Raw genomic sequence first — 25,265 nt, forward strand, 5'->3', positions numbered from 1 at the left:
GGCATCTCTCGATCGTCCATTATTCGATCAGGCCGTTCTTGATCGCGTAATAAGTGAGATCGGCATTGTTCGCCAGCCGCATCTTCTCGAGCACGCGAGCCCGGTACGTGCTCACCGTTTTCACGGACAAATGCAGTTCTTCGGCAATCTGCGTGGGAATCTGCCCCGCCGCCAGCTTGCAAAAAATCTGGAACTCGCGTTCGGACAGCGCTTCGTGCGGCCGCGCCGCCGCCGGCTTGTCGAGATTGTCGGCGAGCGTGTCGGCCACCGCCTCCGATAAATAGCGATGACCTCGCGCCACCGCGCGAATCGCCCGCACGATCTCGTCCGGCTCGCAGTCCTTGTTCAGATAACCGTTCGCGCCCGCGCGCAGCAGGTTGATCGCGTACTGGCTCTCCGGATAGCCGGAGAGGATCAGCACGCCCTGCTCGGGGCGCACCTGCTTGATGACGCGCAGCGTGTCGATGCCGTTCTTGTCCGGCATCGCGATGTCGAGCAGCACGACGTCGAATGCCTGCTCGCGCACGAGGCTGATGGTCTCGTCGCCGGTGGCGGCTTCCGCAGCGACGCACATGTCCGGCTCGTCGGCGACGAACTGCCTGAAACCGCCTCGGACGATCGCATGATCGTCGGCTATCAACACTCGAATCATCGGCTTGGTGTCCGTACGATGGAATCGCTCCAAAGCAGACATTGTAATGACGTCGCGCCGGCGTTCGACGTTATCGGCTGTGTTGCGGCCACTACCGCCGGCCGCAAGCTCATACAGCCGCGCCGACTCACTCGCGACCCTCGAGCAGATCGGCCATGTCGTCCGCATGCTCTTCCTCGACGGCGAGAATCTCTTCGAACAGACGCCGCGTCGTGACGTCCTTCTCGCCAAGATAGCGAATGATCTCGCGATAGGTGTCGATGGCAATGCGCTCGGCGACCAGGTTCTCGCGGATCATGTCCGTGAGATTCTCGCCTTCCTTGTACTCGGAATGCGCGCGCGTTTTCAGGCCGTCCGGTGCGAAGTCCGGCTCGCCGCCCAGTTGCACGATGCGCTCGGCGATGCGGTCGGCGTGCTCCTGCTCTTCCGTTGCGTGCTCCGCGAATTCGGCGGCCACCGCCTCGGAGTTGATGCCCTTCGCCATGAAGTGATGCCGCTTGTAACGCAGCGTGCAGACGATCTCCGTCGCGAGCGCGTCGTTGAGCAGCTTCAGCACGGTCTCGCGGTCGGCGCCATAACTTTGCGTGACGGGTCCGTCCGACATGTGCTTGCGGGCGTCGTCGCGAATCTTTTGAATGTCCATCACGAACGGGTCGCTCGACTGGGCGCCAGGTGTGTTCGCCATTGAGTTTCTCCTTTATCCGTATTGAGGGAATGGGCGCATCGCGGACCATGCCCGCGACGCGCCGTTAGAGTCGTGCTCAGATCTACGTTCGGAACACGCCGAGCAGCAGCGTGACCACGAACACGACCAGAAAAATATAGAACAGAATCTTCGCGATTTCGGCCGCGCCCGCCGCGATTCCGGTGAAACCGAACACCGCTGCGATGATCGCGATAACAAAAAAGACGATGGCATAGTGAAGCATGGCGACTCTCCTTCTTGTTGGTATCCGCGTGAATTCTCGTGCGCTGGCGTTGCCTCAAGCGCCGCTAAACATGCAAGCGGCGCTAATCGACAATTTTTTTCGTCACCACAAAGCCGAGCACGAGGAACACCACGCACAGAATCACAAATACGACGAACAGGAACTTCGCAATTGCCGCCGCACCCGCCGCGATGCCGGTAAAGCCAAGAAGGCCGGCGATCAAGGCAATGACGGCGAAGACCAACGCCCACTTCAGCATGATGGCTTCCTCCTGGAACGATGAATGGATCAGGGTTCATGCTATCCATCGGCGGCGGCGGGCGCATTCCGACGCACTCCGGTTTTCGTGTGAGAATCCGCTTACATTGGATTACGGCAGCGTTACGACGAGCCGATTCGCGCACGCGAGCGCTCGCGCGTTGGCGGCGGCGAACGCTACACTGATGGCTGTCCACGGAGCCGAATGTGTCGAACGTGCAGAACGTGCCTGATTTGCCGAACGCAGTCCCGCATGACGCGAAGCAGCAAGCGCAAAGCGAGGCTGGAAGTCGTGCGCAAACCGAAGCGCAATCCGAAACGCAAGCAGAAGCGCAAGCCAGTCCGCAAGCCGCTGCGCAACCGCGCCGCGCCGCCGCGCGTCTAAGCGACTGGATGCGCAGCCGAAGCTGGGCGATCGCGATGACGGTCGCAATCGTGATAACCGTCGGCGGGCTCGTCATTCTGGAGACCGCGCGCGAGCGCATCGCCGCCGAGTATGAGACCGCGCTCGAAGCCCGCGACGTCACCGTGCAACTGAGTGCACTGGCGAGCCAGCTATCGCGTTTGAGCGCGCAGCAAAGCGATTATCTTCTGACGAAGCGCGACGACGCCGCACACGCGTTTTGTGCGACGGCCGCACGCATTCGCGCTAGCGAAGAGCCGCTCGAACGCTTTTACCGCAGTCCCAAAGCGGACAGCGCCGAGCTCGCGAGCTTCACGCAGATTCGTGCGCTGATCGACGCACGCATCGGCGCGGGCGCGGCGGCGTTGCAGCGGGCCGCACCGCATCCATTGGAGCTTGGCGCGTGCGGCAGCACGAGCAGCGAGCAGGCGGTGGACCCGGCGTTCGTCGACAGCACGCTTAGCCTGCTGCGCGATAACGAAGAACGCCGCGCGCAGCATGCGCTCGCCGCGAGCCGCGCCGATCAGCGCATCTCGACGTTGTGCGCGGCGGGACTCTCGGCGCTCAACATCGTGTTGTTCATTCTGCTGTTCCGCAATCTCGGCATTCAGATCGACAGACAGGCGCGCGTGCAGCGTCAATTGATCACCCAGCAAGGCGAACTCGATCAGCTCGTCAATGAACGGACCCGCCAACTCGAGGCGCTCGGCTGGCATTTGCAGGCTGTCAGCGAAAACGAAAAGACGCAGCTTGCGCGCGAGTTGCACGACGAACTGGGCGCGATTCTGACCGCGAGCAAGATGGACGTCGCGTGGGCGAACCGCAAGCTGAAGGACAGCGCTCCCGAGATCGCCGGGAAACTGCAGCGCGCGCTCGCCAATCTGGACCAGGGCATCGCGCTCAAGCGCCGCATCATCGAGGACATGCGGCCCACGGTGCTCGCGAACTTCGGTCTCGTGACCGCGCTGCGCACGCTCGCCGACGAAGCCGCCCAGCGCAACAACTGGACATTGAACCTGCAGCTTCCCGCAGACGATATCAAGCTCGACGAGCAAACCGAAATCGCGCTCTTTCGCGTCGCGCAGGAATCGCTGACGAACGCGGCGAAATACGCGCGCGCGTCGCAGGTGTCGATCGGTCTGCATATCGGCGAGGGGCAAGTGACGCTCGACATTGCGGACAACGGCGTGGGCATCATGCCTGCGGATTTGAAGCGCACGCACACGCATGGACTGCTCGGCATGCGTCAGCGCGTCGCCGCGCATGGCGGACGATTCGACATACGGCGCGGCGTGCCGAACGGCACCGACATTCATGTCGTGATGCCGAGCGCGAGCACGGCCGCGCAACCGGCCAGCGACGCGGACGCAAACTTAGGCGCGCGGCAGAACGACTAAAAACATCGTTGTAGGAGTGCGCCGACGCGAACACCAGAGCGCACCTACAACAAAATCGCAGCGCAGCCGACAGCGCCGCATGCGCCCTTTTTTTACCATGCAATCAGACCGGATCGACTGGCGCAAGCCACGGTCGGCAGCTAGCAGAGCCGCTAGCGGGACACGTCAACCGATACCTTCTCGACAAGGAGAACTTCCATGAATCGACTGATCGCTTTGCTCCTCATTGCAGGCACGGCCGCGCTCGCCGGCTGCAACACGATGGCAGGTGCCGGCCAGGACATCTCGAAGGGTGGCGACGCCCTCACCAATCAGGCTGAGAAGGCGAAGTAAATCGCTGTTGCTTGAAGCCCTGCGCGTTTGCGGCGCAGGGTGGTTTAGCTGGATGCATCGTCATCATCGAGCCCGCTGCGGGAAACCGCAGTGGGCTTTTTGTTGTGCGTGCTTGTTGAACGTGAGCTGTGCGTTGCCCGTGTTGCCAAAACAAAGCGGCGATCCACTTGCGTGAATCGCCGCCCCGTCCTCCCAGGACTTGCCGCTATGCCGTGCGCTGCGATGCGCGCAGGTTGGCTAGCGAGCTTATGCGCCCGTCAGCGTGTTCGACAACTCGATACTCGGTGTGCTCGTATTGCCGTTCTGCACGATCAGCAGATGAATCTGCCCCACCGCGAGCTGGCTCAGCACACCGCCGATCGGCACCGACGTAATGAGCCAGTCGGCGTTGTTCGACAGCGTGAACGATTGCGACTGGTAGATCGGCGTCTTGCTGCCCGCGGCCGTCGCGATCAGCACATACTGGCCGCCCGATACGTAGATCGAATCCTGGCCGCTCGCCGGCACGGCGTTCTTGAACGCGACGCCCGCCAGGGTCGGCGACACGGTGCTGATGTTGGTGTTGCCCGCCTGCACGAGATACAGGTCGAGATTCGGCGCGTTGCCCGATGCGTTGAAGCCGCGCACGCGCGCGCTGTTCGACAGAAGGCCCTTGTCGAACGGATCGTCGATCAGGCCGATGTCCGCCGCTGCGGTGCCGGGCAACGCGAGCACCGTATATTCGTGGCCCTTCGAGACGTTCGGGAAATTGCCGCTCGCGAGCGCGGTCTTGGTGCCGGTCGCCGCATAAGCAACATTCGTCGAACCCGTGTTGATGTTCGTGAAGTTCGTCACGCCCTTGTACGAGATATTCGTCTGTCCGGACGGCGCGTTGCCGTTGACGAGAAAGTCCACTGCCGGTCCGCTCGGGATCGCATGCACGAAATGGATTTGCGGGTTCGTCAGACCCAGTTCCTTGCCTACGTCGTCGGAGCCTCCGCCGCATGCACTCAGCACGGATGCAACGGCAATCATGGCCGCCATGGTTCTAATCAGTTTCATTCTGTTCACCTATATCGATGTCGGGCTCGTGGCCCATTCATATGCGGGCGCACACTCTGGACGCCGCCATCTGAAACCGTGTTCGGCAATGATTCGAACGGTCTCGTTTTGGCTGTCCTCGGCGAAGCACTCCCTCCTATCCCTGCACGCAACGCCCTGTTTTAAAGGCGCGGCGCGGTCCATGTCGATGGACGCACCCAATGAGCAATGGCTGTGCCGCGATCATCGAATTGGCTTATCGCGGCGCGCGAATGTCTTACGGGGCAACATGCGGCGAGCATTAGAAGCTTTCCTCAGATGGTGAGCCCGAGCGCGCGGTGTATCGTTCGTGCGCACCCCATACTTACAACGGCAGCCTGTATGTCTTACCAACGCTTACTCGCGGAACTCGACCTCGGCTTTACCCGCTTGCGCAATCGCGTCGTGATGGGGTCCATGCATACGGGCATGGAAGACCGCTTCTGGAATTATCCGAAGCTCGCCGAGTACTTCCGCGAGCGCGCGAAGGGCGGCGTCGGCCTCATCATCACCGGCGGCATCTCGCCGAATCGCGAAGGATGGCTGCTGCCCTTCGGCGGTACGCTCAACTCGGTATTCGATCTGCGCAATCATCGGCGGCTTACGCAAGCGGTTCACGAAGAAGGCGGCAAGATCGCGCTGCAGATCCTGCACGCAGGACGTTATGGGTATCAGCCGTTCGTTGTGTCCGCATCGGCATTGAAGTCGCCTATTTCGAAGTTCAAGCCGCGCGCGCTCAGCATCGCCGGCATTCAGAAGACCGTGCGCGATTACGCGCGCTGCGCGCGGCTCGCTCAGCGCGCGGGCTATGACGGCATCGAGATCATGGGCAGCGAAGGCTATCTGCTCAACCAGTTCCTCTGCCCGCGCACCAACCGGCGCACGGACCGTTACGGCGGCAGCATCGAAAACCGCATGCGGCTCGCGTGCGAGATTGTCGAGCGGGTGCGTGAGACGTGCGGCGAGCGCTTCATCGTGGTGTATCGGCTTTCGCTGATCGACCTCGTGGAAGGCGGCAATACATGGGATGAAACCGTGCAGGTCGCACGCGCGCTCGAAGCGGCCGGCGTGACGATATTCAACACAGGAATCGGCTGGCATGAGGCGCGTGTGCCGACCATCGTCACCTCGGTGCCGCGCGCCGCGTTTGCCGCGTTGAGCGCGCGGCTGAAGGCCGCCGTGACAGTGCCGGTGATCGTCTCGAACCGCATCAACACGCCCGACGTCGCCGAAGCCTTGCTCGCCGACGGCGCGGGCGATCTGGTTTCGATGGCAAGACCGCTGCTCGCCGATCCCGAGTTCGTGCTGAAAACCGCCGAGGGACGCACGCACGAAATCAACACCTGTATCGCGTGCAATCAGGCCTGTCTCGATCATACGTTCAGGAATCAGCGCGCGACCTGCCTCGTCAATCCGCGCGCCGGACGCGAAACCGAACTCGTGTACCGGCCGCTCGCGGGTTCGCAGAAAGTGCGCTCTATTGCGGTGGTCGGCGCGGGGCCGGCGGGATTGTCGGCGGCGACGGTGGCGGCGTCGCGCGGGCATCGCGTGACGCTGTTCGATGCGGCCGCAACCATCGGCGGTCAGTTCAATCTCGCGATGCGCGTGCCGGGCAAGGAAGAGTTCAGCGAGACGATCCGCTATTTTCAGAGCCAGCTCGAGCGGCATCGCGTCGACGTGCGGCTCGGCACGCGCGTCGACGCCGCGCTGCTCGCCGCGGGCGCTTACGATGACATCGTGATCGCGACCGGCATCGTGCCGCGGCGGCCGGCGATCGCGGGCATCGACGCGCCCAATGTTCTGTCGTATGTCGACGTGCTGCGCGGTGCGCCGGTGGGCGGCCGCGTCGCGGTGATCGGCGCGGGCGGCATCGGCTTCGACGTCAGCGAGTTTTTGCTGCATCGCGCGGACGAACCGCTGCCGCTGCCGCGCGACGCGTGGCTCGACGAATGGGGCGTCGATCTGTCTGTCAGCGAACCCGGCGGCCTGAAGCCGCCCGCGCCCGCGCGTCCGCCGCGGCAGATCTGGTTACTGCAGCGCAAGGCGGGCAAGCTCGGTGCGGGGCTCGGCAAGACGTCGGGCTGGGTGCATCGCGCGACGCTCGCGAGAAACGGCGTGAAGATGCTGGACGGCGTGTCGTATCTGGAAGCGGGCGCGCGCGGTTTGAAGATCGCGCGCGGCGGCGTCGAGCAATGGCTGGAGGTCGACCATATCGTCGTATGTGCAGGGCAGGAGTCGCTGCGCGATTTGCATCCGCTGGAGTCTGCACGAGAAAAATCGGCGGATGCGGGCGGTCCGCGTTTTCATGTGATCGGTGGAGCCGCGCTCGCGACCGAACTCGATGCGAAGCGCGCGATTCGCGAAGGCGCTGAACTGGCCGCGCGGCTTTAAAGCGCCAACGTGGCCCGCGCTTTTCCATAAGCGCCGTGCTCCCGTTCGTGCGCAGTCTCGCGCATCACGCGAGCGCTTTCTTTCGATAATCGAGCCAGAAAGACAACCCCACGCTGACGAGGATCACGACGGTCGCGATGACCGTCGAATGCGTAACGGGCTCGCCGAGCAGCAACGCGCCGAGCGCGACCGCCACCACCGGATTCACATACATGCAACTGCTCGCGATGATCGGGCTCGTGTGCCGTATCAGGAAACCATAGGCAACGTAGGCCGCCATCGTGCCGATCAGCATCAGGTAGATGAACGCCAGCACCGGCAGAAAATGCACTTCGAGCATGCGTTCGCCCGAGACCCACGCGACCATCGTCGACATCGCGCCGCCCAGGCCGATTTGCAGCGACGTCGATAGAAACAGGTCGGACGGCAACTTGAGACGGCCGGCGAGATGCGCGCCGCCCGCCCAGAAGAGCGCGCCGCACAGAATCGCGAGACTGCCGCCCGCCGAGCCGGGCGTGTCGTCGCCGTGACTCAGGATCGCGATGCCGACGAGCCCGAGCCCCACCGCGAACCACTCGCCTCTGCCGATCTTCCGCCCCGCCACCGCCGCGATCACCGTCGCGAAGAGCGGCACGGTCGCGACCATCACCGCCGCCGTGCCGGTGCCGACCGTGCGCATGCCATACGCGAGCATGCCGCTCGACAGGCCGACGAGCATCGTGCCGACGAGCCCGGCGTTGCGGATTTCGGCGGCGCTCGGCCACACCGGATTGCGGCGCGCCGCAAACGCGAATAGCCCGACGCCCGCGAACAGATTGCGCAGGCCGGACATCAGCAAAGGCGGGAACGAGCCGAGCGCGACGTGCACCGCGAGATAAGTCGAGCCCCATACGAGATAGACGACGCCGAGCGCGAGCGCGATCTGTCCGTTGCGCGATTGCGGCAAACGGATCGGAAAACCACGAGAAAACCAGCCTGGAAGTTCCTGCGACATGTCGTCAACGCACCGGCGCCGTTCGAGCTTCCCGCTGTGGGGACGGCGGACACCGCATCGGCGATGCGGTCAAACGGGCGAGGCTGGCGGACATGGTGGTGGAGCGAAAGACGATGGTTGGCTAACAGAGAGAGCCATACGGGAACCGCGGTGCCGGTCCGGTTGATCCGGTAGTTCCGGCCGATTCGCGGCTCGCGCGCCAAATGCACGGCGCGCATCGCATTATGCAGTAAGCGCCCACCGCGCCAGGCGAAAGAATCGTAACTTTTGGTGCACACGCAACAAAAAGCCGGGGCAGACGGCACCCCGGCTCTCAGTCTAAGAATCGCGCCGCGTATAGCGGCTATGCAGCGGGCATCGGCCCAGACACGCGCGTCGGCGCGTCGGGCCTCTGCCTGCGCTCAGTTGCTCATCGCGCCCGACGCCTCGTGCTTCATGCCCATCGCGTCGCCCTTTTTCATCTTGTCGTGCTTCATCGTGTCCTTTTTCATGTGGTCTTTCGACATCGAATCCTTGGACATCGTGTCATGCGACATCGCATCGTTGGACATGGCGCCGCTCGCCTGGGCGAACGCGGCGCCGCCGCTCATCAAAAGGGCGACGGCTGCTGCTGCGATTGCAATCTTTTTCATGGGATAACTCCGTTTGTAGTTGATGAATCGAACCGGCTGTAGCCGGCGTATTTCCGAAGCTTCTGCCGCCCGAGGTCGCGCACGCGCGCGGCGCATGCGGCGACCCGCGCGCGTCAGGAGCCTCCGAACCAGTTGTAGCCCTGATCGACCCAATAGCCGCCAGGATACGTGTTGGTGACGAACATCTCGACGATGTGCTTCGGATTCTTGTAGCCGAGCTTGGTCGGCATGCGCAGCTTCATCGGGAAGCCGTATTTCGCGGGGAGGCGCTCGCCGTCGTAGGAAAACGTGAGCAGCGTCTGCGGATGCAGCGCGGTCGGCATGTCGATGCTTTCGTAGTAATCGTCCGCGCATTTGAAGCCGACGTACTTCGCGCTCGTATCCGCGCCGATGCGCCGCAGAAACTCGCCGAACGGCGTGCCGCCCCAGCGGCCGATCGCGCTCCACCCTTCCACGCAGATGTGCCGCGTGATCTGCTCGGCGTGCGGCAGCGCGTACAACTCGGGCAAGGTCCACACGCGCTGACCCGTGACGAGTCCGCCGATCTTCAGCGTGTAGCCGGACGCGTCGACCTGCGGCACTTCGTCGATGCCGTAGTACGCGTTGAATGGAAACGGCCGCGTGATTTGCGCTTCGGTATACGTCGGCGCCAACTGCTTCGGATCGAACAGCGCGGCTTGCGCGCGATCGTTCAGACGCGACACGGCCGTCAGGAACTTGTTGACGGAGTCGTCGTCGGTGAGCGAGCAGCCTGTGAGCAGCGACAATCCGCCGAGCGACAACAACTGCTTGCCGAACAGACGCCGCGACGGAATCGACAGCTCGCGTCTCGCATCAATCAGAATCGACTCGCGGTCCAGTTTGCCGGCGGCTTTTGCCGGCAGTTTGTCAGATGGCTTATCCATGATTCGGTATCCGTAACATTTCGAACGTTGGGCTCAGCGGCCGCGCAACATCGCGAGGAGCGAACGCGGCACGAGCGCGACCATCGCGAGATGCACGACGATGAACGCGGCCATCAGCGCCATCGCGCAGAAATGGACGATGCGTGCGTTGTCGTAGCCGCCCATCAGTTCGCGCAGCAGCGGAAACTGCACCGACTTCCAGATCGCGAGGCCCGACAGCACCAGCACGATCAGATCGACAACCACGAACAGGTAGGCCAATCTCTGCACCGCGTTGTAGACCCGCAAGTCGGCGTGCGAGAGCTTGCCCGTCAACGCGGCGATGAAATCGCGCCACACCGCGCGCGGCGAGATCGGGAAAAACTTGCGCACGAAGCGTCCGCTCGCGAGATTCATCGCGAGATAAATCAGGCCGTTGAAGACCAGCAGCCACATCGCGGCGAAGTGCCATTGCAGCGCGCCGCCGAGCCAGCCGCCGAGCGTGATTTCCGTCGGAAAACGAAACCAGGCGAAGACCGGCGACGCGTCGTAAATGCGCCAGCCGGACAGCATCATCACGATCGCGGCGAGTGCGTTGAGCCAATGCGTGACGCGCACCCACAGCGGATGGATTGCGCCGCTCGCGGGCGTGGCAGGCGGCGCGTTGCCGCGAACGACGTGAGGCGTGGCCATGAGACTCTCCTGTGATTTGCGGCGTGCGTCGTGCGTTCAATGGCAGAGCGGTAGATCGGCCACTTGCAGCACGTCGCCCGTTGCAGCGTTTTCGACGAAGGCGACGACGCCGAATTTATCGACTGACGGATTGGCGTTTGCGCTCGCATCCGCACCGTCGAGCCGTATATCGCGGCGAATCTGCAGCTTGCCGCCGACGAGCGGCACCGGCCCGATCCACTGCCGCACCACTCTCTCGTGATGCAAGGTTGCGCCGCGGTTTTCTCCTGCGCCGACCTGCGAGCTCAGCGCGTTTTCATAGACGGCGACGTAGGCGTCGAGCCGTGCTGCGCTATCGGCAGTCCGGCTGTCGAAGCGGGCCGCGAGATCGAACGCGCCGCCTGGCTGCGGCTTGATGTCGAGCGCGATGTTGGCTTGCGCCGGCTCGGCGATCAGCTTGTCGACGCGGCTTTGGAAACTGTCCTGCTGCGACCACGTCCGCAACTCGCGTCCGCCGACGAACACTTCAGGCGTATAGATCGTGTGGCCGCCGGCAAGATCGGTAAGCGTCTGCTGACGCTCGGTGAAACGGTGCTGCGAGAAACGGTCCGTCCAACCGAGACCGTTCCAGTAGTCGACGTGCAACGCCAGCGGCACGACGCTTCGCGTGGCGCCGCTGTTCTTCCATTGACCGAGCCATGCGTCCGCGGGCGGACAGCTATTGCAGCCTTCGCTGCTGTAAAGCTCGACGAGCGCGACGCGATGGGCGGGACTGCGCGCGCTGCACATCGCACTCGCCGCGCTCACGAGGCCGCTCGCGCACAACAACGCGAGCGCGGCAACGAGTGCGACGGCCCGCTTGAACGGCCGATGCGCCCGGCGTTTGATGACTGTTTGCATGACGTGCTCCGATCAGGATCTGCACGTTTGTCGAAGCGCGTCGCCGGTTATGACACCGCGCCGCAAATTTTTTTCGCCCGTTTGTTTTGTGTTGTTTGCGGCGGCGTCCACGCGTGCTTGCGCGATGTCGCCAACTTTCTACACTGCGACTTACAACAACGAAATGTCCGCCAAGGTCGCTGAAAGACGCCGTGCTAACATGCTTGTGTCGATCGCGCCGCTTTGCTGTGGTCTTCTCATGACTCTGTTTTCAAGCGGCGCGCCACCCACTTCATTCGATAACCGCCGGCCACTCATGCGCTTCCCGACTTCCCGTGCCTTCACCCGCTTGCGCCCTCGTGGCGCAACCGGCTGCGCGCGCGTGGAACTCGCGCCGCAAAGGGCCGGCGAACCGTCGCGAACGCTTCTGCCGGCAACGGTTCCGCTTCTCGCCGCCCGGCACCCCGACTGACGCAGCCTGCTCCTTGCCTGAAGCTGCGTCGTCCCTCAAGGGACTGTCGGAGCGCCGGGCCGATCCCATCCGCATGACCTATTCTCGTACAGAGATTGCAGATCGAATTGGAGTAGCCGCCGTGAAGACGACCAGAAGGACCAAGCAGTGTTACCTCACCGAACTCGACGTCGCGCGTCTTGAGAAGCACGCCGCCGCGCCCGGCGCGAACGCCCGTTTTCAGGAGATGCTCGACGACGTACTGGAGCGCGCCGTGATCGTGGACTCCCGCGAAATTCCGGCGAACGTGGTCACGATGAACTCGCAGGCCACGCTCGTCGACGAAAGCAGCGGCGAGCAGATGACGTGGACGGTCGTCTATCCGCCCGAAGCCGACTTCGCTCATGGCCGCCTGAATGTTTTTTCGCCGGTGGGCCTCGCGCTGCTCGGCGCGAAGCGCGGCGAGCACATTCACTTCATGCCGCCGAGCGGCGCCGAAAAAGTGCTGAAGCTCGAGAAAATCCTGTATCAGCCGGAAGCTGCGGACGACTTCACGCGTTAAGCAACCCGTGCCGGTGCTGCGGCGCGTCATAGCGTGCTGCATTCTGCGTTCTGCGTTCTGCATGCCGCGTCACTACAAGCATAGTGCGCAAATCGCGCATGCGAGAGCGCAGCGATTCTCCGCCCGCAGCCGCCGAAGCAAACCACCGCGCGCTGCCCCGCATTAGCACTCACGCATCGCGCGCGGGTTGCCAAGCAGCGCCCGCCCGGTGTATCGTGTGCGCTGCTAACGCGGGGGTCCTGCGTTGCACGGAAGTCGGAGGTCCGTGCCACGTGGGTGAGAAATACCCTTTGAACCTGATCTGGATAATGCCAGCGCAGGGAAGCGTACGGATTTCGCAGCCAGTCTCTAGCCTCACCTCTCGCGAATTCCGACTACTTCCATCTCGTCTCCTGCTTAGCGGCCCCACATTGAATGGGACCGGAGCAAGGCGTCATTGCGCTTAACTCCGGCCGACACACGGAGAACATGCATGAACGCCAATCCGAAGTTCCTTTCCGCCGACGCCCACGTCGATGAAGCCGCCGTCGCGCCGCTGCCCAACTCACGCAAGGTCTACGTGACGGGCTCGCGTCCCGACATCCGCGTGCCGATGCGCGAGATCAGCCAGGCGGATACGCCCGACAGCTTCGGCGGCGAAAAGAATCCGCCGGTCTATGTCTACGATACGTCGGGCCCCTACTCCGATCCGGACGCGAAGATCGACATTCGCGCCGGCTTGCCCGCACTGCGTCAGCGCTGGATCGAGGAACGCGGCGACACGGAAGCGTTGACGGGTCTGTCGAGCGACTTCAGCCGCGAACGCGCGGCCGACACGGCCACCGCCGACCTGCGCTTCCAGGGCCTGCATCGCACGCCGCGCCGCGCGATCCCCGGCAAGAACGTTTCGCAGATGCACTACGCGCGTAAAGGCATCATCACGCCGGAGATGGAATACATCGCGATCCGCGAAAACCAGCGCCGCGCCGAGTATCTGGAGAGCCTGAAGACGAGCGGCCCGAACGGCGAAAAGCTCGCCGCGATGATGGGCCGCCAGCATCCGGGCCAGGCGTTCGGTGCAAGCGCGTTCGGTCCGAACGGCGTCACCGAAATCACGCCGGAATTCGTGCGCGAAGAAGTGGCGCGCGGCCGCGCGATTATTCCGAACAACATCAATCACCCGGAAAGCGAGCCGATGATCATCGGTCGTAACTTCCTCGTGAAGGTGAATGCGAACATCGGCAACTCGGCGGTGACGTCTTCGATCGGCGAGGAAGTCGACAAGATGACGTGGGCGATCCGCTGGGGCGGCGACACGGTGATGGATCTGTCCACCGGCAAGCACATTCACGAAACGCGCGAGTGGATCATCCGCAATTCGCCGGTGCCGATCGGCACGGTGCCGATCTATCAGGCGCTCGAAAAGGTCAACGGCAAGGCCGAAGACCTGACGTGGGAAATCTTCCGCGACACGCTGATCGAGCAGGCTGAACAGGGCGTCGATTACTTCACGATTCACGCGGGCGTGCGTCTGCAATACGTGCCGCTGACGGCGAAGCGCATGACCGGCATCGTGTCGCGCGGCGGCTCGATCATGGCGAAGTGGTGCCTCGCGCATCACAAGGAAAGCTTCCTGTACGAGCATTTCGAAGACATTTGCGAAATCATGAAGGCGTATGACGTGGCCTTCTCGCTCGGCGACGGCTTGCGCCCCGGTTCCATTTACGACGCGAACGATGAAGCGCAGCTCGGCGAACTGAAGACGCTCGGCGAACTCACGCAGATCGCGTGGAAGCACGACGTGCAGACGATGATCGAAGGCCCCGGCCACGTGCCGATGCAGTTGATCAAGGAGAACATGGACCTGCAACTGGAATGGTGCGACGAAGCGCCGTTCTACACGCTCGGGCCGCTCACCACCGACATCGCGCCGGGTTACGACCACATTACGTCGGGCATCGGCGCGGCGATGATCGGCTGGTTCGGCACGGCCATGCTCTGCTACGTCACGCCGAAGGAACACCTCGGCTTGCCGAACAAGGACGACGTGAAGACCGGCATCATCACGTACAAGCTCGCCGCGCATGCCGCCGATCTGGCGAAGGGTCATCCGGGCGCGCAGGTGCGTGACAATGCGCTCTCGAAGGCGCGCTTCGAATTCCGTTGGGAAGACCAGTTCAACCTCGGCCTCGATCCGGACAAGGCGCGCGAATTCCACGACGAAACGCTGCCGAAAGATTCCGCGAAGGTCGCGCATTTCTGCTCGATGTGCGGCCCGCACTTCTGCTCGATGAAGATCACGCAGGACGTGCGCGAGTTCGCCGCGCAGCAAGGCGTCACCGACGACGAAGCGCTGAAGAAAGGCATGGAAGTGAAGTCGATCGAGTTCATGAAGAAAGGCGCTGAGATTTATCAGCGGCAGTGATGCGTTCGCGCATCGCGTGGGACGCATGCCGTCGCCCACTCGATGCGCGCGCAACCTTCCGCCACGCAAAAGCCCGCGCTTGCGGGCTTTTTTTCGTCCATAGGTCAGGCACACGCGATGCTGCAAACAGGGAAACATTTGATTACGAAACCGTCAGTCTGCTGACAACCGCATACATCTGGAAACCGGTTCCGGCGATAAGATCAAAGCGAACGAACAATAACGACAGGCGGTTTCGAATTACAACAGGGAGTCAACATCATGAGATCGATTCGTAAGATAGGTTCGCTTGCGATGATCGTGGCGGTTGTCGCAAGCCTTTCCGCGTGCGAGGGTATGACGACGCGGCAACGGGACACCGCGATCGGTGCGGGCGTCGGCGGCGCGGCGGGTGCCGTGATCGGCGGCAGCGCGCTGTCCACGCTGGGCGGCGCGGCCGTCGGCGGCGTGATCGGCAACCAGGTCGGCAAGTAATCGCCTCGTATGACCGGACAAAGCGGACCGGGCGCCATGCCCCGTCCGCTTTGCTCACAATCTATGCGGATGTGCCGCATCGAAACGGCGCAGGATGAAGAGCCGCAACGCGCGGCTGCAATGAGGCGAAATACGCCGTTACGGTTTTGCAAACCTCCTCGCGCGCCGTCGGCGTAAGCTCGTGCGATAACGTACCGACGACGGCGTCGGCCGCGTTGTTTGCAAACTGGAGCGCGCCATGAAGTCCCGCGTCATCGACACTTTTCATACTATTCGCATGCAGTTCGCGACGGTTGCGCCTCGCCGGCGCATCGGCCGCGGCCGGCTCGCGTTGAGCGGCGCTGCGAGCGCGTTGCTGCTGTCGGGCTGCTATTACCCGTACGGCTACTACCCTGGCTATTACGCGGGTTATCCGTCGTATTACGCGACCGTGCCCGCGAGCGCTACCCAGCGTGAAGTGCCGCTCGGCACGACCGGCGACTCGCAGGGCGCGCAGTCCATGCAGCAGCAGTCGGCGCAGGCGCAATATGGCCAGCAGCCGCAGCCCGGCGCGGCCGCTTCGCCGCCCGCGTATGTGGTCGCGCAGCCGCCGGTGTACGTTGCGCCGGCTTATCCCGCCTACTATCCGCCACCGGTCTATCCGGCCTGGTACGGCTACGGCTATCCGGGCTGGTATGGGCCGGCCGTGTCGATCGGCTTCGGCTGGTCGTGGGGCGGCGGCGGGCACGGTCATCATCACTGAGCTTTCGCTCCTCCCGTAGTTTCCCTTCTTGACGCGCGAGCCTCGGGCTCTATGCTTGGTTAAGCCTCACACAGTAAGCGTTTAAAAGCGAGCCGCCTGGCGCTTTCGTGCCCGGCGGCGCTCATCCGTCCTGCACCAGCGACGCGTCCCGTCATTGGCAATCTCGCGTCGATTTCGAACAACAACGAAGGAGACGTGATGTTTCATCAACTACTCACCCCCATCGGCGATTCGCTGCTCGCGTCGTTTCTCGTCGCGGCGTTGCCGATCATCGTCGTGCTCGTGCTGCTCGGCTGGGCGCGCCGGCCTGCGTGGCAGGCGTCGCTCGCCGGACTCGTCGTCGGCCTGATCGTCGCCATTGCCGGGTGGAAGTTTCCAGTGGGGCTCGCGCTCGACTCCGTCGCGGCGGGCGCCGTGTTCGCGTGCTGGCCGGTCATGTGGATCGTGTTCACCGCGATCCTGCTGTACAACATCGCGCAGCGCTCCGGCCGCTTCGCCGCCTTCCGCATGTGGATGATCGACAATCTGCCGAACGACCGCCGCGTCGTGCTCGTCGTGGTGGGTTTTTCGTTCGGCGCGCTGCTCGAGGGCATTTCGGGCTTCGGCACGCCGGTCGCGATCACCAGTTCGCTGCTGATCCTGCTCGGCTTTCCGACGCTCGAGGCGCTCACCTTCACGCTGATCTTCAACACCGCGCCGGTCGCATTCGGCGCGCTCGGCGTGCCGATTACGGTGCTCGGCGCGGTCACGCATCTGCCGGCCGATTTGCTCGCGAAAATGGTCGGCCGCCAGTTGCCGTTCTTCGCGCTGCTGCTGCCCTTCTATGTGATCGCCGTGTACGCCGGCTTTCGCAACATGCTGCGCATCTGGCCGGTGCTGCTGATCTCCGGCGCGAGCTTCGCGCTGACGCAGTTCGTCTCGTCGAACTATGTGAACTACAGTCTGACGGACGTGTTGTCGTCGATGGTCTCGCTGATCGTCACCATTGCGTTCCTGCGCGTGTGGAAGCCGGCGGTCGACCCGGCGTTCGCGATCGACATCGACCGGGCCGGCGAAGTGCGCAGCAAGATCGGCGGCGGCCAGGGCTGGTATCCGTGGATCATCGTGTCCGTCGTCGTGATCGTCTGGACGGTGGCGAAAATCTTCCTGATCGGCGACGTGAAAATTCCGTGGCCGGGGCTCGACAAGGCCGTGTTCATCACGTTGTACAACACGCCGTACGGCGCGATCTGGGACTTCCAGCCGCTCGCGACCGGCACCGCGATTCTGGTGGCGGCGATCATTACGAGCCTCGTGGTCGGACTCGGCGCGCGCGAATTCGGCGCGGCCATCGCCGATACGTGGGTGCAGACGCGCATCGCGATTCTGACGGTCGCGACCATCGTCGGACTCGCGTATCTGATGAATTACTCGGGTCTCACTTATACGCTCGGACTCGGCGTCGCGTCCGTCGGACCGTTCTTTCCGCTGGTGTCCGCATTCCTCGGCTGGGTTGCCGTGTTTCTGTCAGGCAGCGACACATCGGGCAACGCGCTGTTCGGCAATTTGCAGGTGGTCGCAGCGCATCAGTTGAATCTCAATCCGGTGCTGATGGCGGCGACCAATTCGTCCGGCGGCGTGATGGGCAAAATGATTTCGCCGCAAAACATTTCGACGGGCGTCGCGACCACGGAGTTGAAAGGCAAGGAAGGCGTGGTGTTCGCGAAGACCTTCAAGCACTCGATTCTGCTGACCGTGCTGCTCGGCATTCTGGTCTGGCTGCAGCAGAACGTGCTGCAGGGGATGATTCCGCATTGACGGTTGTTGGGCGGCTCTGGCGGTTGCTCTGCCGTCAGGCATGCAACCGAAAACTTTTCTCGTAGCAGCGAGGCGCCGGTCGCACCGGCGCCTCATCTTCCTCCCTCCCGGTGATCGCAATATTTCTCACATCAGCGTGAGAATTGCTCGCTATGCGCGCCTCGCCGCGACGCTTACGATCACGTGTGTCAGACGTCCTCTCCCGATACTTGCCGTTTCATTCAGACGTGAAACGTTTCGGGTAATCGCGCTGTTACGATGCACAGGCGTCTCGACTCAACCGCGCGCGACGCCACCATAATGAATGCCAAAAACCTCTTCCAGTTGCTGATCCTCGCGGCCTTATGGGGCGCGTCATTCCTGTTTATCCGCGTCGGCGTGACCGACTTCGGCGTTGCTCCGTTGATGGCGCTGCGCGTCGGCATCGGCGCCGCGTTTCTTATCGTCGTGCTGCTCGCGCGGCGTCCGCTGCAACAATCCGCGACGATCCTGCGCACGCGGGCGTTCCCGCTTCTCGTGGTGGGCATTCTGAATTCGGCCGCGCCGTTCTGCCTGTTCGCGTATGCGGAGTTGACGCTGTCCGCCGGCGTGACGTCGGTGATCAACGCGACGACGCCGCTGTGGGGCGGCCTCGTCGCGTTCGTGTGGCTGCGTGACCGGCTGACCGGACTGCGCACGCTCGGGCTCGCGATCGGTTTCCTCGGCGTGCTGATGCTGGTGTGGGATCAGATCGCCACGCCGAGCGGCTCGGCAGCGACGCCGCTGACCACCGCGCTCGCAGCGGGCGCCGCGCTCGGCGCAACGCTTCTGTACGGCATCGCGGCCAATTACACGAAACGCTACCTGACCGGCGTCGACGCGCTGACCGTCGCGGCCGGCACCATGACAGGCGCGACCATCGTGCTGTTGCCGCTCGCCGTGATCTACTGGCCGAGCGCGCCCGTCTCGCTGCACGCGTGGGGCGCGGTGATCGCGCTCGGCGTGGCGTGCACGGGCGTCGCCTACATGCTGTTCTTCCACCTGATCGCGGTCGCGGGACCGGCGCGGGCAATCACCGTCACGTTCGTGATTCCAATCTTCGGCATTTTGTGGGGCGCGTTGTTTCTCGGCGAAGGCGTGTCGGCCGGCATGCTCGAAGGCTGCGGCGTGATCCTGGTGGGCACGGCGTTGGCGACCGGCGTCATCAAGCGCTTGCCGTGGCTGGGAACGCGGCGCGCCGATACCTGAACGCGTTGGGGTCGGTTGCGTGGACCGGCGCAAAAAATAGCCCGCACTCCGCCGGAGTGCGGGCAAAAACCGTCGCCCTACGAGGATAGGCGACGGGGCCACCGAGACCCGCGCGTCGAGCGCGCGGCCGTCATCGGGCTCGGCATCGGCTTGACGGCCGATGCTCGATGGAATGAAAAGCGCTATTGAGAAGAGACTTCGCCTGGGTGAGGCCACGGGAATCCGGCCCCATGTACTTCTAAAGCAGCATGTATGCCAGTTGGGATTAAACGCGAGAGGTTGGCGGTAACTCGTTGAATTTGCGCTGCATTTTTCGTGGCGTGTGATGGCTTCGGCACGCTGCCGCAACGCGTCGGAGAGTTACGTCACCGGGGTAACGTCAGCGGAGTAACGTGACGTCGAATCGCGGGAGAGTGTTGGGATAGGCCACAGCCATAAAAAAACCCGTCCGGGACAAGAATGTCCCGGACGGGTTTTTTTCATACAGCTTGCCGCCGCTGCCGCGCAGCGGCGCGCTTGCCTCAGCGCAACTGATCGGCCATCAGCGTCAGGATCTGCTTTGCCTGCGGGCTTTCGTCGAGACCGCCCTTGTCGTCGACGACGGCCACGCGGGTCTGGTCCGGCGTCAGCGCGCGCACGTTCACGCGATACTGCTTGGCGACCTTCTCCTTCTTGCCGTGGAACACCTGGCTCCAGAAGCCCTGTTCAGCCGACGTCATGTCCTTCGGATCGACATAGCGCACGAAGTACAGGCCGCGCGTCAGATCGCGGTCGTCGACCGTGAAGTTGCTGCGGTCGAGCGCGAGGCCCACGCGCAGCCAGGCGCGATCATACGGTTCGCCAAGCGTCAGTTCGTTCGATGACAACTGCCCCGGCCCGTTCGCCGCATCCGGATCGCGCACGGGCTGCTGCGCCGACAGCATCACGTTCTGCGCCGCCGTGGCCGCAGCCGCCGATTTCGCGCCGTTCGCCGCGGCATTGGGCGCTACCTGCGCGCCAGCCGGCGACAACGCCGCAGTGTCGGCGCCCCCCGACTTCGCGCGCGAATCGGCGAGCGCGAGCGCCGCCATCAGGCGCTTCAGATATTCCTGCTCGAGGCCGGGATCGTTCGCCTTGGGCTGCCACGTGCTCGAATCGTTGTTCGTGCCGGTCAGCGCCTCGCGCATGCCCTTCTGGCTGATGAACACATACGTGCCGCCGTTCGGCGCCGTTTCGAGGCGCGTACGGTACTTGTTGCGCTCGGACGTGACGTAGCTATTGCCCATCGCCTTCGACAGCGTGCTGCGGATCAGCCCGTCGTTGATTTGCGCGTGCGTTTCGTTCCAGTCGGTCTCCATCACGCCCTTGTCGCGCTGATCGACGACCAGCAGGAAGCCCTGCTCCTGCCAGAAGCGGCGGATTTGCGGCCACGCCTCAGCCGGCGTCTTGCTGTCGATCACGAGCCAGCTTTCCGTGCCGTCGCGCTGGATGTGCATGCCGCTCACGGCCGGCACGACGGACACCGTGTTGGCCGCCGGCGCCTGGGCCTGCACCTGACGCAGCGCGGACAACGAGGTTTCGCCGCCTTGCGGAGGCAGCGAACGCTGATCGGCCGTCTCGTCGATCAGGTTCGGCGGGACGGCGAGTGAAGCCTGCTTCGATTTCGAGTCGCTCTTGTAGTCGACTTTGGTCGGCGACGACGTGCCGCAGCCGGCGACCAGCCCGCCTGCCATCAGCATTACTGCAAACCGCTTGGTAAGACGAAGATGAGTCATGTTCGGGGAATCCTTCCGCTACGCCACGGCAAGTTTCCGTGGATCAACCCAACATTTTACCGATCCCGGCGGGCCCTGTGCAAAAACTGGGGTTTGCCCGCTCTGCGCGCTCTGTTGCCGGACCACATTTAACGTTCCACAACTATTCCTAATGGCCTGTCAGACATCTGCAAGTTTGTCGTCAGAACATTGTTTTAAAAGGCACTTTTCGATTCGGCCTCCGCCCAATTTTGGGATGACGTCACGCGATGAAACGCACACCACGCTTAGTTTTGCGACGCGGGTGCTATCTTCAAATTGACGTAGAACAAAACCCAGAAGCAGCGCGCAGGAGACCTCATCATGTACAAAAAACATCGTTCTCATCGTGTCGCCGCCTCTCTGATTGCCGCGACGGCGTTATGCAGCAGCGCGAGCGCTTGCGCGCAGCTCGGCGCTGTGATTGCGGCCAAATCAGGCGAGAGCGCACAACAAAGCCTGCTGAACGGCGCGCTGCGACTGCGCACATCGACCGATGCGGGCAACACGACCATCAACGAGTACGCGACGAACGGCGGCGAAATCGTCGCCTACACCTGGCAAGGGCCGACGATGCCCGATCTGGCCGGCCTGCTCGGCAAGTACGCCGGCTCTTACCGCACGGGGGCCGCGGAGGCGGCAGCGGCGCCGGACGGGAATCTGCACGCGTCGCGCGTCGTGCGGCCAGACGTGGTCGTCGAGTCGGGCGGGCCGATGCGCGGCTACGCGGGCCGCGCCTGGCTGCCGGGCGCGTTGCCGCCGGGCGTGACCGCCGACGATCTTCGCTGACGGGCATCCGCACGCGCCTGGATGCGTCCGCGGGTCGGTGCGGCCGCGTTGAGAAAGCCGGTCTGTCGCAGCGTGGATGGGCCTGGGGACTTCCTCTCCGAGCGGGCGCTCGAGCCGCGAAACGCGCCGCAGCAAGCAGCAACAACCACAACAAACCAACCGCTGACCTTCTGACGCCATGAAACCCACTCCTTCCCTTTGCGCCCTGCTCTCCGTCTGCACCGTCCTCGCGGCTTGCGGAGGTGGAGGCGGAGGCGGCAACACCGCGACCGCCTCCGGCGCGAGCGCGCCAGCCGGCACGGCTAGCGCTCCTGTTGCCTCAGCGCCGCCTGCCGCGTCGAGCCCAAGCAGCACCTCGGTCCCGCAATCAAATACGCCGAACGTTCAGCCGATCGTCGTGCACGCGGCGCCGCGCCTCACGCGCAACATGCTGACGACGAGCGTCACGGTCTGCCAGCCGGGCACCGACAACTGCGCGACCATCGACAACATTCAGGTCGACACCGGCTCGCACGGTCTGCGCATTGTCGCGTCCGCGTTGCCGGCGACCCTGCCGCTGAACGCCGTGCCGTCCGGCAGCGGCGTGTCGGGCGGCATATCGGGCGGCATATCGGGCGAATGCGCGGTGTTCGGCAGCGGCTATGCATGGGGCGCGGTGCGCAGCGCCGACGTGCGCATGGCCGGACAACTGGCCGCGTCGATCCCGATCCATCTGATCGCCGACCCTTCGGTGCCGTCGGTCCCCGCGGATTGCGCCGCCTCGGGCCCGTCGATGCTCACCGTCGACACACTGCGCGCCAACGGCATTCTCGGCGTCGGCGTGTTCGCGGCCGACTGCGGCGGCGCCTGCGCGAACGCCGCGCTGCCCCGCTGGTACTACAACTGCGACGCGAGCGGCGCCTGCCAGGCAAGCGCCCAGCCGCTCGCGCAGCAGGTGGCCAATCCGGTCAGCCGCTTCGCGCTCGATAACAACGGCGTGGTGATCGACCTTCCCGCGATCCCCGACGGCGGCGCGCTGACCGTGTCCGGTTCGATGATCTTCGGCATCGACACGCAGGCGAACAACACGCTCGGCAGCGCGGGCGTGCTCAAGGGAAATTCGCAAACCGGCTACGTCAGCACGACGCATAACGGCCAGACCTTTTCGCAAAGCTATCTGGATACGGGTTCGAACGGACTCTTCTATCGCGACACGCAACTGCCGCAGTGCGGCCTCTGGTATTGCCCGAGTTCGACGCAAGCGGCGAGCGCGAGCATCGCCGGAACGAACGGCGCGTCGAACACGGTGACCTTCGCTATCGGCAATTCGCGCGCTCTCTTTGCGTCGGGCAATAACGCCTTCAACAATATCGCGGGTGCGGCTGCGAGCGGCTTCGACTGGGGCTTACCGTTTTTCTTCGGCCGGCGCGTGTACACGGCGATTGCTTCGCGCGCGACGTCGGCGGGACCGGGTCCGTACTACGCGTTCTGAAGGTAAGGCCGCATTTAAACTGCCGAAAATTCAGAAACTGACGGACAGCGCAAATTCGGTATGGGGTGGCTGCGATAATCGCCGTTCGCGGCTAACGCTTCAGGAATGCATTCAAGAATGCTTCCTGAAGATAGTTAGTCATGCATAACTGCCAATCGCTATCCGATGCAAGACGCCACCCAAGCCAGCCAAGCCGCCGAACCCACTTTCTCGCTCGACGATTTCGAGCAGCTCGTTTTTACGCGGCAGCATATCCGGGCGTCTATCCAGCTTCTGTGCGCGCTCGCGCTGCTTCAGAACAAGCGCGGCGTGCTGGACGAGAGCTTTCTTGCGTCGGGCATGAGCGGCTTGACGCCCGCGGAACAACAGCAGCGCTTCTGCACGCGGCTCGCGAGCGCGGCTTCAACGCTGTTCGCCGATCCGGAATTCCAGCCGCCCGTCGAATGCTTCAGGCTCTTTCTCACGCTGCACGAATGGGTCGGCCTGGTGTTCTCCGCCACGCCGTTCGGCAATGCGGATCATGTCGCCTGCCACCTCAACCCGCGCGGTGCGCAAGACCGGCAGTTTCTGGCTGGCGACAGCTTCGTCGAGAAACTGTGCGTGCTGTATTCGACCGAATCGGAGCTCGAACTCGAGTTTTCCGCGCTGTGGGCTTACGACAAGGTGCTCGCGGCGTGCCTCGCGCTCGTCCTGCTTGCGCCGGTTTTCAAGGGCTCGGCAAGCGCGCACGTCAAGCGTGAGGCGTTGATCGAATGGCTGCCCGGCAAGCTGCAACAGCTAGACGATCTCGACGATCTGCCCACCGCCTTGCTGCATAACGCCTACATGTTCTGCAGCTACGCACACACGCCTCGCCGTCATGAGATCAAGCGGGACATCAATGTGCTGGTGCGCCGCAAGCTCGCGCAACTGGGCCTGACCGACGTGGCGGCGCCGCGCGCAGCAGCCACGGCGAACGCGAACGCGAAGCAGGCGGGCAACGCAAAGCGGCGCAAGAAGCCGTTGATGCTGGTCGTGCTCGAGTGGTTCGGCGGCGCGCATTCCATCTACCGCACGCACTCGCGCACGCTCGAAGCCGCGCGCGAGCATTTCGAGGTGGTGGCCTTCGGCTTCGGCTATGCGACTGACGACATCGGGCGCGCGGTGTTCGACCGTTTCATCGAACTCGAGCAGCCCGAGTACATCGGCGAATGTCTGCGGACCATTCGCGACTTTGCCGAACGCGAGAAACCCGACGTGCTGTATATGCCGAGCGTCGGCATGTTCGTGATGACCATCTTCATGTCGAATCTGCGGGTCGCGCCGCTGCAGATCGCGGGGCTCGGCCATCCGGCTACCACGCACTCCGACAAGATCGACTATGTCAGCGTCGAGGAAGATTACGTCGGCGATCCCGCGTGCTTCAGCGAACGCCTGATGAAGTTGCCGAAAGACGGGCAGCCGTACCGTCACTCGGTGGCGCTGCCGGTCATCGTCCCGATCATTGCGCCGCCGCGCGCCACGGTGCACGTGATCATTACGGCCAGCGCGATGAAGCTCAACCCCGCGTTTCTCGATGCGTGCCGCGAGATCGGCGCGCGTGCCCGCACGCCTGTCGAGTTTCATTTCATGAGCGGCGTGCACGCCGGGCTCGCGCTCGATCATATGCGCGACGTTATCGGCCGCTCACTGCCGGGCGCGGTCGTCCACGGGTTTCATCAATACGCGAGTTACCTGGACTGTGTGAATCGCGCGGACCTTTTTTTGAGCCCGTTCCCGTTCGGCAATACGAATGGCATCGTGGACGCGCTCACGCTCGGTTTGCCGGGCGTGTGCAAACGCGGGCCGGAAGTGTTCGAGTGCATCGACGGCGCGCTGTTCGAGCGTGTGGGCATGCCGCCGTGGACCGCGACGGAGACCATCGAAAGTTATATCGAAGCGGCGGTGCGAATGATCGACGGGCACGACGAACGCACCGCATTGCGGCAGCGTTTGATCGATACGAAGGCGGTCGAGCGCTGCTTTGAAGGCCGGCCCGAGGCGTTTGCAGAAAGCGTGCTTGGCTTGATGAAGAAGAAGCGGAGCCGGCGCAAGGTGGAAGTGGTGGATTGACG

At 63.6% G+C, this 25,265-nt stretch carries 23 protein-coding genes and 1 riboswitch; of the genes, 12 read left to right on the forward strand and 11 right to left on the reverse strand.

From position 1 onward, the window contains the following. Nucleotides 1-19: 19 nt before the first annotated feature. From CUJ91_RS11995 to CUJ91_RS12010, 4 genes are all read right to left on the reverse strand, one after another. Entirely contained in the window at nucleotides 20-652 is a 633-nt protein-coding gene (locus tag CUJ91_RS11995; RefSeq protein ID WP_013338705.1) for a response regulator, read from the reverse strand. A 127-nt stretch (nucleotides 653-779) separates the two neighbouring features. Further along, complete coding sequence (locus CUJ91_RS12000) at nucleotides 780-1,337, reverse strand: ferritin-like domain-containing protein (RefSeq protein ID WP_006052456.1); 558 nt, start codon at nucleotides 1,335-1,337, stop codon at nucleotides 780-782. Between the two features lie 82 nt (nucleotides 1,338-1,419). After that, nucleotides 1,420-1,581, reverse strand: coding sequence for a DUF1328 domain-containing protein (locus CUJ91_RS12005; RefSeq protein WP_006052455.1), 162 nt, complete (start codon nucleotides 1,579-1,581; stop codon nucleotides 1,420-1,422). An 82-nt stretch (nucleotides 1,582-1,663) separates the two neighbouring features. Next, entirely contained in the window at nucleotides 1,664-1,840 is a 177-nt protein-coding gene (locus tag CUJ91_RS12010; protein WP_006052454.1) for a DUF1328 domain-containing protein, read from the reverse strand. Nucleotides 1,841-2,046: 206 nt separating this feature from the next. Between CUJ91_RS12010 and CUJ91_RS12015 the strand changes: the two genes are divergently transcribed. After that, on the forward strand, nucleotides 2,047-3,639 hold the full coding sequence (locus CUJ91_RS12015) for a sensor histidine kinase (protein ID WP_114156262.1): 1,593 nt from the start codon (nucleotides 2,047-2,049) through the stop codon (nucleotides 3,637-3,639). Nucleotides 3,640-3,837: 198 nt separating this feature from the next. After that, nucleotides 3,838-3,972 (forward strand): entericidin A/B family lipoprotein, encoded by a 135-nt coding sequence (locus CUJ91_RS12020; protein WP_006052452.1) that lies wholly within the window; start codon nucleotides 3,838-3,840, stop codon nucleotides 3,970-3,972. Between the two features lie 246 nt (nucleotides 3,973-4,218). On the opposite strand, the gene CUJ91_RS12025 is transcribed toward CUJ91_RS12020, so the two are convergent. Further along, on the reverse strand, nucleotides 4,219-5,013 hold the full coding sequence (locus CUJ91_RS12025) for a DUF4397 domain-containing protein (protein ID WP_006052451.1): 795 nt from the start codon (nucleotides 5,011-5,013) through the stop codon (nucleotides 4,219-4,221). 360 nt (nucleotides 5,014-5,373) lie between these two features. Between CUJ91_RS12025 and CUJ91_RS12030 the strand changes: the two genes are divergently transcribed. After that, on the forward strand, nucleotides 5,374-7,422 hold the full coding sequence (locus tag CUJ91_RS12030) for an NADPH-dependent 2,4-dienoyl-CoA reductase (RefSeq protein ID WP_114156263.1): 2,049 nt from the start codon (nucleotides 5,374-5,376) through the stop codon (nucleotides 7,420-7,422). 64 nt (nucleotides 7,423-7,486) lie between these two features. Here the strand turns inward: CUJ91_RS12030 and CUJ91_RS12035 are convergent, their stop codons facing one another. From CUJ91_RS12035 to CUJ91_RS12055, 5 genes are all read right to left on the reverse strand, one after another. After that, nucleotides 7,487-8,416: an EamA family transporter gene (locus tag CUJ91_RS12035; protein ID WP_029967574.1), complete on the reverse strand. Its 930-nt coding sequence runs from the start codon at nucleotides 8,414-8,416 to the stop codon at nucleotides 7,487-7,489. A gap of 401 nt (nucleotides 8,417-8,817) precedes the next feature. Beyond that, nucleotides 8,818-9,048, reverse strand: coding sequence for a pentapeptide MXKDX repeat protein (locus tag CUJ91_RS12040; RefSeq protein WP_006052448.1), 231 nt, complete (start codon nucleotides 9,046-9,048; stop codon nucleotides 8,818-8,820). A gap of 113 nt (nucleotides 9,049-9,161) precedes the next feature. Continuing rightward, nucleotides 9,162-9,953 (reverse strand): molybdopterin-dependent oxidoreductase, encoded by a 792-nt coding sequence (locus tag CUJ91_RS12045; protein ID WP_107706532.1) that lies wholly within the window; start codon nucleotides 9,951-9,953, stop codon nucleotides 9,162-9,164. A gap of 33 nt (nucleotides 9,954-9,986) precedes the next feature. Then, nucleotides 9,987-10,625 (reverse strand): cytochrome b/b6 domain-containing protein, encoded by a 639-nt coding sequence (locus tag CUJ91_RS12050; RefSeq protein WP_107706531.1) that lies wholly within the window; start codon nucleotides 10,623-10,625, stop codon nucleotides 9,987-9,989. A 36-nt stretch (nucleotides 10,626-10,661) separates the two neighbouring features. After that, complete coding sequence (locus tag CUJ91_RS12055) at nucleotides 10,662-11,504, reverse strand: DUF1223 domain-containing protein (protein ID WP_114156264.1); 843 nt, start codon at nucleotides 11,502-11,504, stop codon at nucleotides 10,662-10,664. 572 nt (nucleotides 11,505-12,076) lie between these two features. Here CUJ91_RS12055 and CUJ91_RS12060 point away from each other — a divergent pair. The 6 genes from CUJ91_RS12060 (at nucleotide 12,077) to CUJ91_RS12085 (ending at nucleotide 19,140) form a co-directional block, all read left to right on the forward strand. Beyond that, entirely contained in the window at nucleotides 12,077-12,496 is a 420-nt protein-coding gene (locus CUJ91_RS12060; RefSeq protein WP_192698845.1) for a GreA/GreB family elongation factor, read from the forward strand. Nucleotides 12,497-12,718: 222 nt separating this feature from the next. Then, nucleotides 12,719-12,837: riboswitch (TPP riboswitch) on the forward strand. A 131-nt stretch (nucleotides 12,838-12,968) separates the two neighbouring features. Then, nucleotides 12,969-14,900, forward strand: coding sequence for a phosphomethylpyrimidine synthase ThiC (thiC, locus tag CUJ91_RS12065; protein ID WP_006052443.1), 1,932 nt, complete (start codon nucleotides 12,969-12,971; stop codon nucleotides 14,898-14,900). Nucleotides 14,901-15,161: 261 nt separating this feature from the next. Continuing rightward, nucleotides 15,162-15,374, forward strand: coding sequence for a glycine zipper 2TM domain-containing protein (locus CUJ91_RS12070; RefSeq protein WP_006052442.1), 213 nt, complete (start codon nucleotides 15,162-15,164; stop codon nucleotides 15,372-15,374). A 238-nt stretch (nucleotides 15,375-15,612) separates the two neighbouring features. Continuing rightward, a complete protein-coding gene (locus CUJ91_RS12075; protein ID WP_114156266.1) occupies nucleotides 15,613-16,116 on the forward strand; it encodes a hypothetical protein in 504 nt (167 codons plus the stop codon). A 198-nt stretch (nucleotides 16,117-16,314) separates the two neighbouring features. Next, complete coding sequence (locus tag CUJ91_RS12080; RefSeq protein WP_006052440.1) at nucleotides 16,315-17,913, forward strand: L-lactate permease; 1,599 nt, start codon at nucleotides 16,315-16,317, stop codon at nucleotides 17,911-17,913. Nucleotides 17,914-18,213: 300 nt separating this feature from the next. Then, nucleotides 18,214-19,140, forward strand: a complete 927-nt coding sequence (locus CUJ91_RS12085) for a DMT family transporter (RefSeq protein ID WP_035569836.1) — start codon at nucleotides 18,214-18,216, stop codon at nucleotides 19,138-19,140. A gap of 521 nt (nucleotides 19,141-19,661) precedes the next feature. Here CUJ91_RS12085 and bamC read toward each other — a convergent pair. Next, nucleotides 19,662-20,894: an outer membrane protein assembly factor BamC gene (bamC, locus tag CUJ91_RS12090; RefSeq protein ID WP_029967579.1), complete on the reverse strand. Its 1,233-nt coding sequence runs from the start codon at nucleotides 20,892-20,894 to the stop codon at nucleotides 19,662-19,664. Nucleotides 20,895-21,236: 342 nt separating this feature from the next. On the opposite strand from bamC, the gene CUJ91_RS12095 reads away from it, so the two are divergent. The 3 genes from CUJ91_RS12095 to CUJ91_RS12105 all read left to right on the forward strand — a co-directional run bounded on the left by CUJ91_RS12095 (nucleotide 21,237) and on the right by CUJ91_RS12105 (nucleotide 25,263). Then, complete coding sequence (locus CUJ91_RS12095) at nucleotides 21,237-21,701, forward strand: DUF2844 domain-containing protein (protein ID WP_114156267.1); 465 nt, start codon at nucleotides 21,237-21,239, stop codon at nucleotides 21,699-21,701. A 178-nt stretch (nucleotides 21,702-21,879) separates the two neighbouring features. Further along, nucleotides 21,880-23,172 carry a DUF3443 domain-containing protein gene (locus tag CUJ91_RS12100; protein WP_114156268.1) on the forward strand — a complete coding sequence of 431 codons (1,293 nt, stop codon included), beginning with the start codon at nucleotides 21,880-21,882 and terminating at the stop codon, nucleotides 23,170-23,172. A 165-nt stretch (nucleotides 23,173-23,337) separates the two neighbouring features. After that, entirely contained in the window at nucleotides 23,338-25,263 is a 1,926-nt protein-coding gene (locus CUJ91_RS12105; protein WP_029967584.1) for a glycosyl transferase family 1, read from the forward strand. Nucleotides 25,264-25,265 lie beyond the last annotated feature (2 nt).

The organism is Paraburkholderia graminis (assembly GCF_003330785.1).
Lineage (GTDB): Bacteria > Pseudomonadota > Gammaproteobacteria > Burkholderiales > Burkholderiaceae > Paraburkholderia > Paraburkholderia graminis.

Excerpts from the sequence above, each read along its gene's own strand:
- CUJ91_RS12000 (WP_006052456.1), bottom strand. The coding sequence starts at position 1,337 with ATGGCGAACACACCTGGCGCCCAGTCGAGCGACCCGTTCGTGATGGAC.
- CUJ91_RS12045 (WP_107706532.1), bottom strand. The coding sequence starts at position 9,953 with ATGGATAAGCCATCTGACAAACTGCCGGCAAAAGCCGCCGGCAAACTG.
- thiC (WP_006052443.1), top strand. The coding sequence starts at position 12,969 with ATGAACGCCAATCCGAAGTTCCTTTCCGCCGACGCCCACGTCGATGAA.
- CUJ91_RS12080 (WP_006052440.1), top strand. The coding sequence starts at position 16,315 with ATGTTTCATCAACTACTCACCCCCATCGGCGATTCGCTGCTCGCGTCG.
- CUJ91_RS12105 (WP_029967584.1), top strand. The coding sequence starts at position 23,338 with ATGCAAGACGCCACCCAAGCCAGCCAAGCCGCCGAACCCACTTTCTCG.
- CUJ91_RS12050 (WP_107706531.1), bottom strand. The coding sequence starts at position 10,625 with ATGGCCACGCCTCACGTCGTTCGCGGCAACGCGCCGCCTGCCACGCCC.
- CUJ91_RS12025 (WP_006052451.1), bottom strand. The coding sequence starts at position 5,013 with ATGAAACTGATTAGAACCATGGCGGCCATGATTGCCGTTGCATCCGTG.
- CUJ91_RS11995 (WP_013338705.1), bottom strand. The coding sequence starts at position 652 with ATGATTCGAGTGTTGATAGCCGACGATCATGCGATCGTCCGAGGCGGT.
- CUJ91_RS12020 (WP_006052452.1), top strand. The coding sequence starts at position 3,838 with ATGAATCGACTGATCGCTTTGCTCCTCATTGCAGGCACGGCCGCGCTC.
- CUJ91_RS12030 (WP_114156263.1), top strand. The coding sequence starts at position 5,374 with ATGTCTTACCAACGCTTACTCGCGGAACTCGACCTCGGCTTTACCCGC.
- CUJ91_RS12055 (WP_114156264.1), bottom strand. The coding sequence starts at position 11,504 with ATGCAAACAGTCATCAAACGCCGGGCGCATCGGCCGTTCAAGCGGGCC.
- CUJ91_RS12075 (WP_114156266.1), top strand. The coding sequence starts at position 15,613 with ATGAAGTCCCGCGTCATCGACACTTTTCATACTATTCGCATGCAGTTC.
- CUJ91_RS12040 (WP_006052448.1), bottom strand. The coding sequence starts at position 9,048 with ATGAAAAAGATTGCAATCGCAGCAGCAGCCGTCGCCCTTTTGATGAGC.
- bamC (WP_029967579.1), bottom strand. The coding sequence starts at position 20,894 with ATGACTCATCTTCGTCTTACCAAGCGGTTTGCAGTAATGCTGATGGCA.
- CUJ91_RS12035 (WP_029967574.1), bottom strand. The coding sequence starts at position 8,416 with ATGTCGCAGGAACTTCCAGGCTGGTTTTCTCGTGGTTTTCCGATCCGT.
- CUJ91_RS12085 (WP_035569836.1), top strand. The coding sequence starts at position 18,214 with ATGAATGCCAAAAACCTCTTCCAGTTGCTGATCCTCGCGGCCTTATGG.
- CUJ91_RS12100 (WP_114156268.1), top strand. The coding sequence starts at position 21,880 with ATGAAACCCACTCCTTCCCTTTGCGCCCTGCTCTCCGTCTGCACCGTC.
- CUJ91_RS12095 (WP_114156267.1), top strand. The coding sequence starts at position 21,237 with ATGTACAAAAAACATCGTTCTCATCGTGTCGCCGCCTCTCTGATTGCC.
- CUJ91_RS12005 (WP_006052455.1), bottom strand. The coding sequence starts at position 1,581 with ATGCTTCACTATGCCATCGTCTTTTTTGTTATCGCGATCATCGCAGCG.
- CUJ91_RS12070 (WP_006052442.1), top strand. The coding sequence starts at position 15,162 with ATGAGATCGATTCGTAAGATAGGTTCGCTTGCGATGATCGTGGCGGTT.
- CUJ91_RS12010 (WP_006052454.1), bottom strand. The coding sequence starts at position 1,840 with ATGCTGAAGTGGGCGTTGGTCTTCGCCGTCATTGCCTTGATCGCCGGC.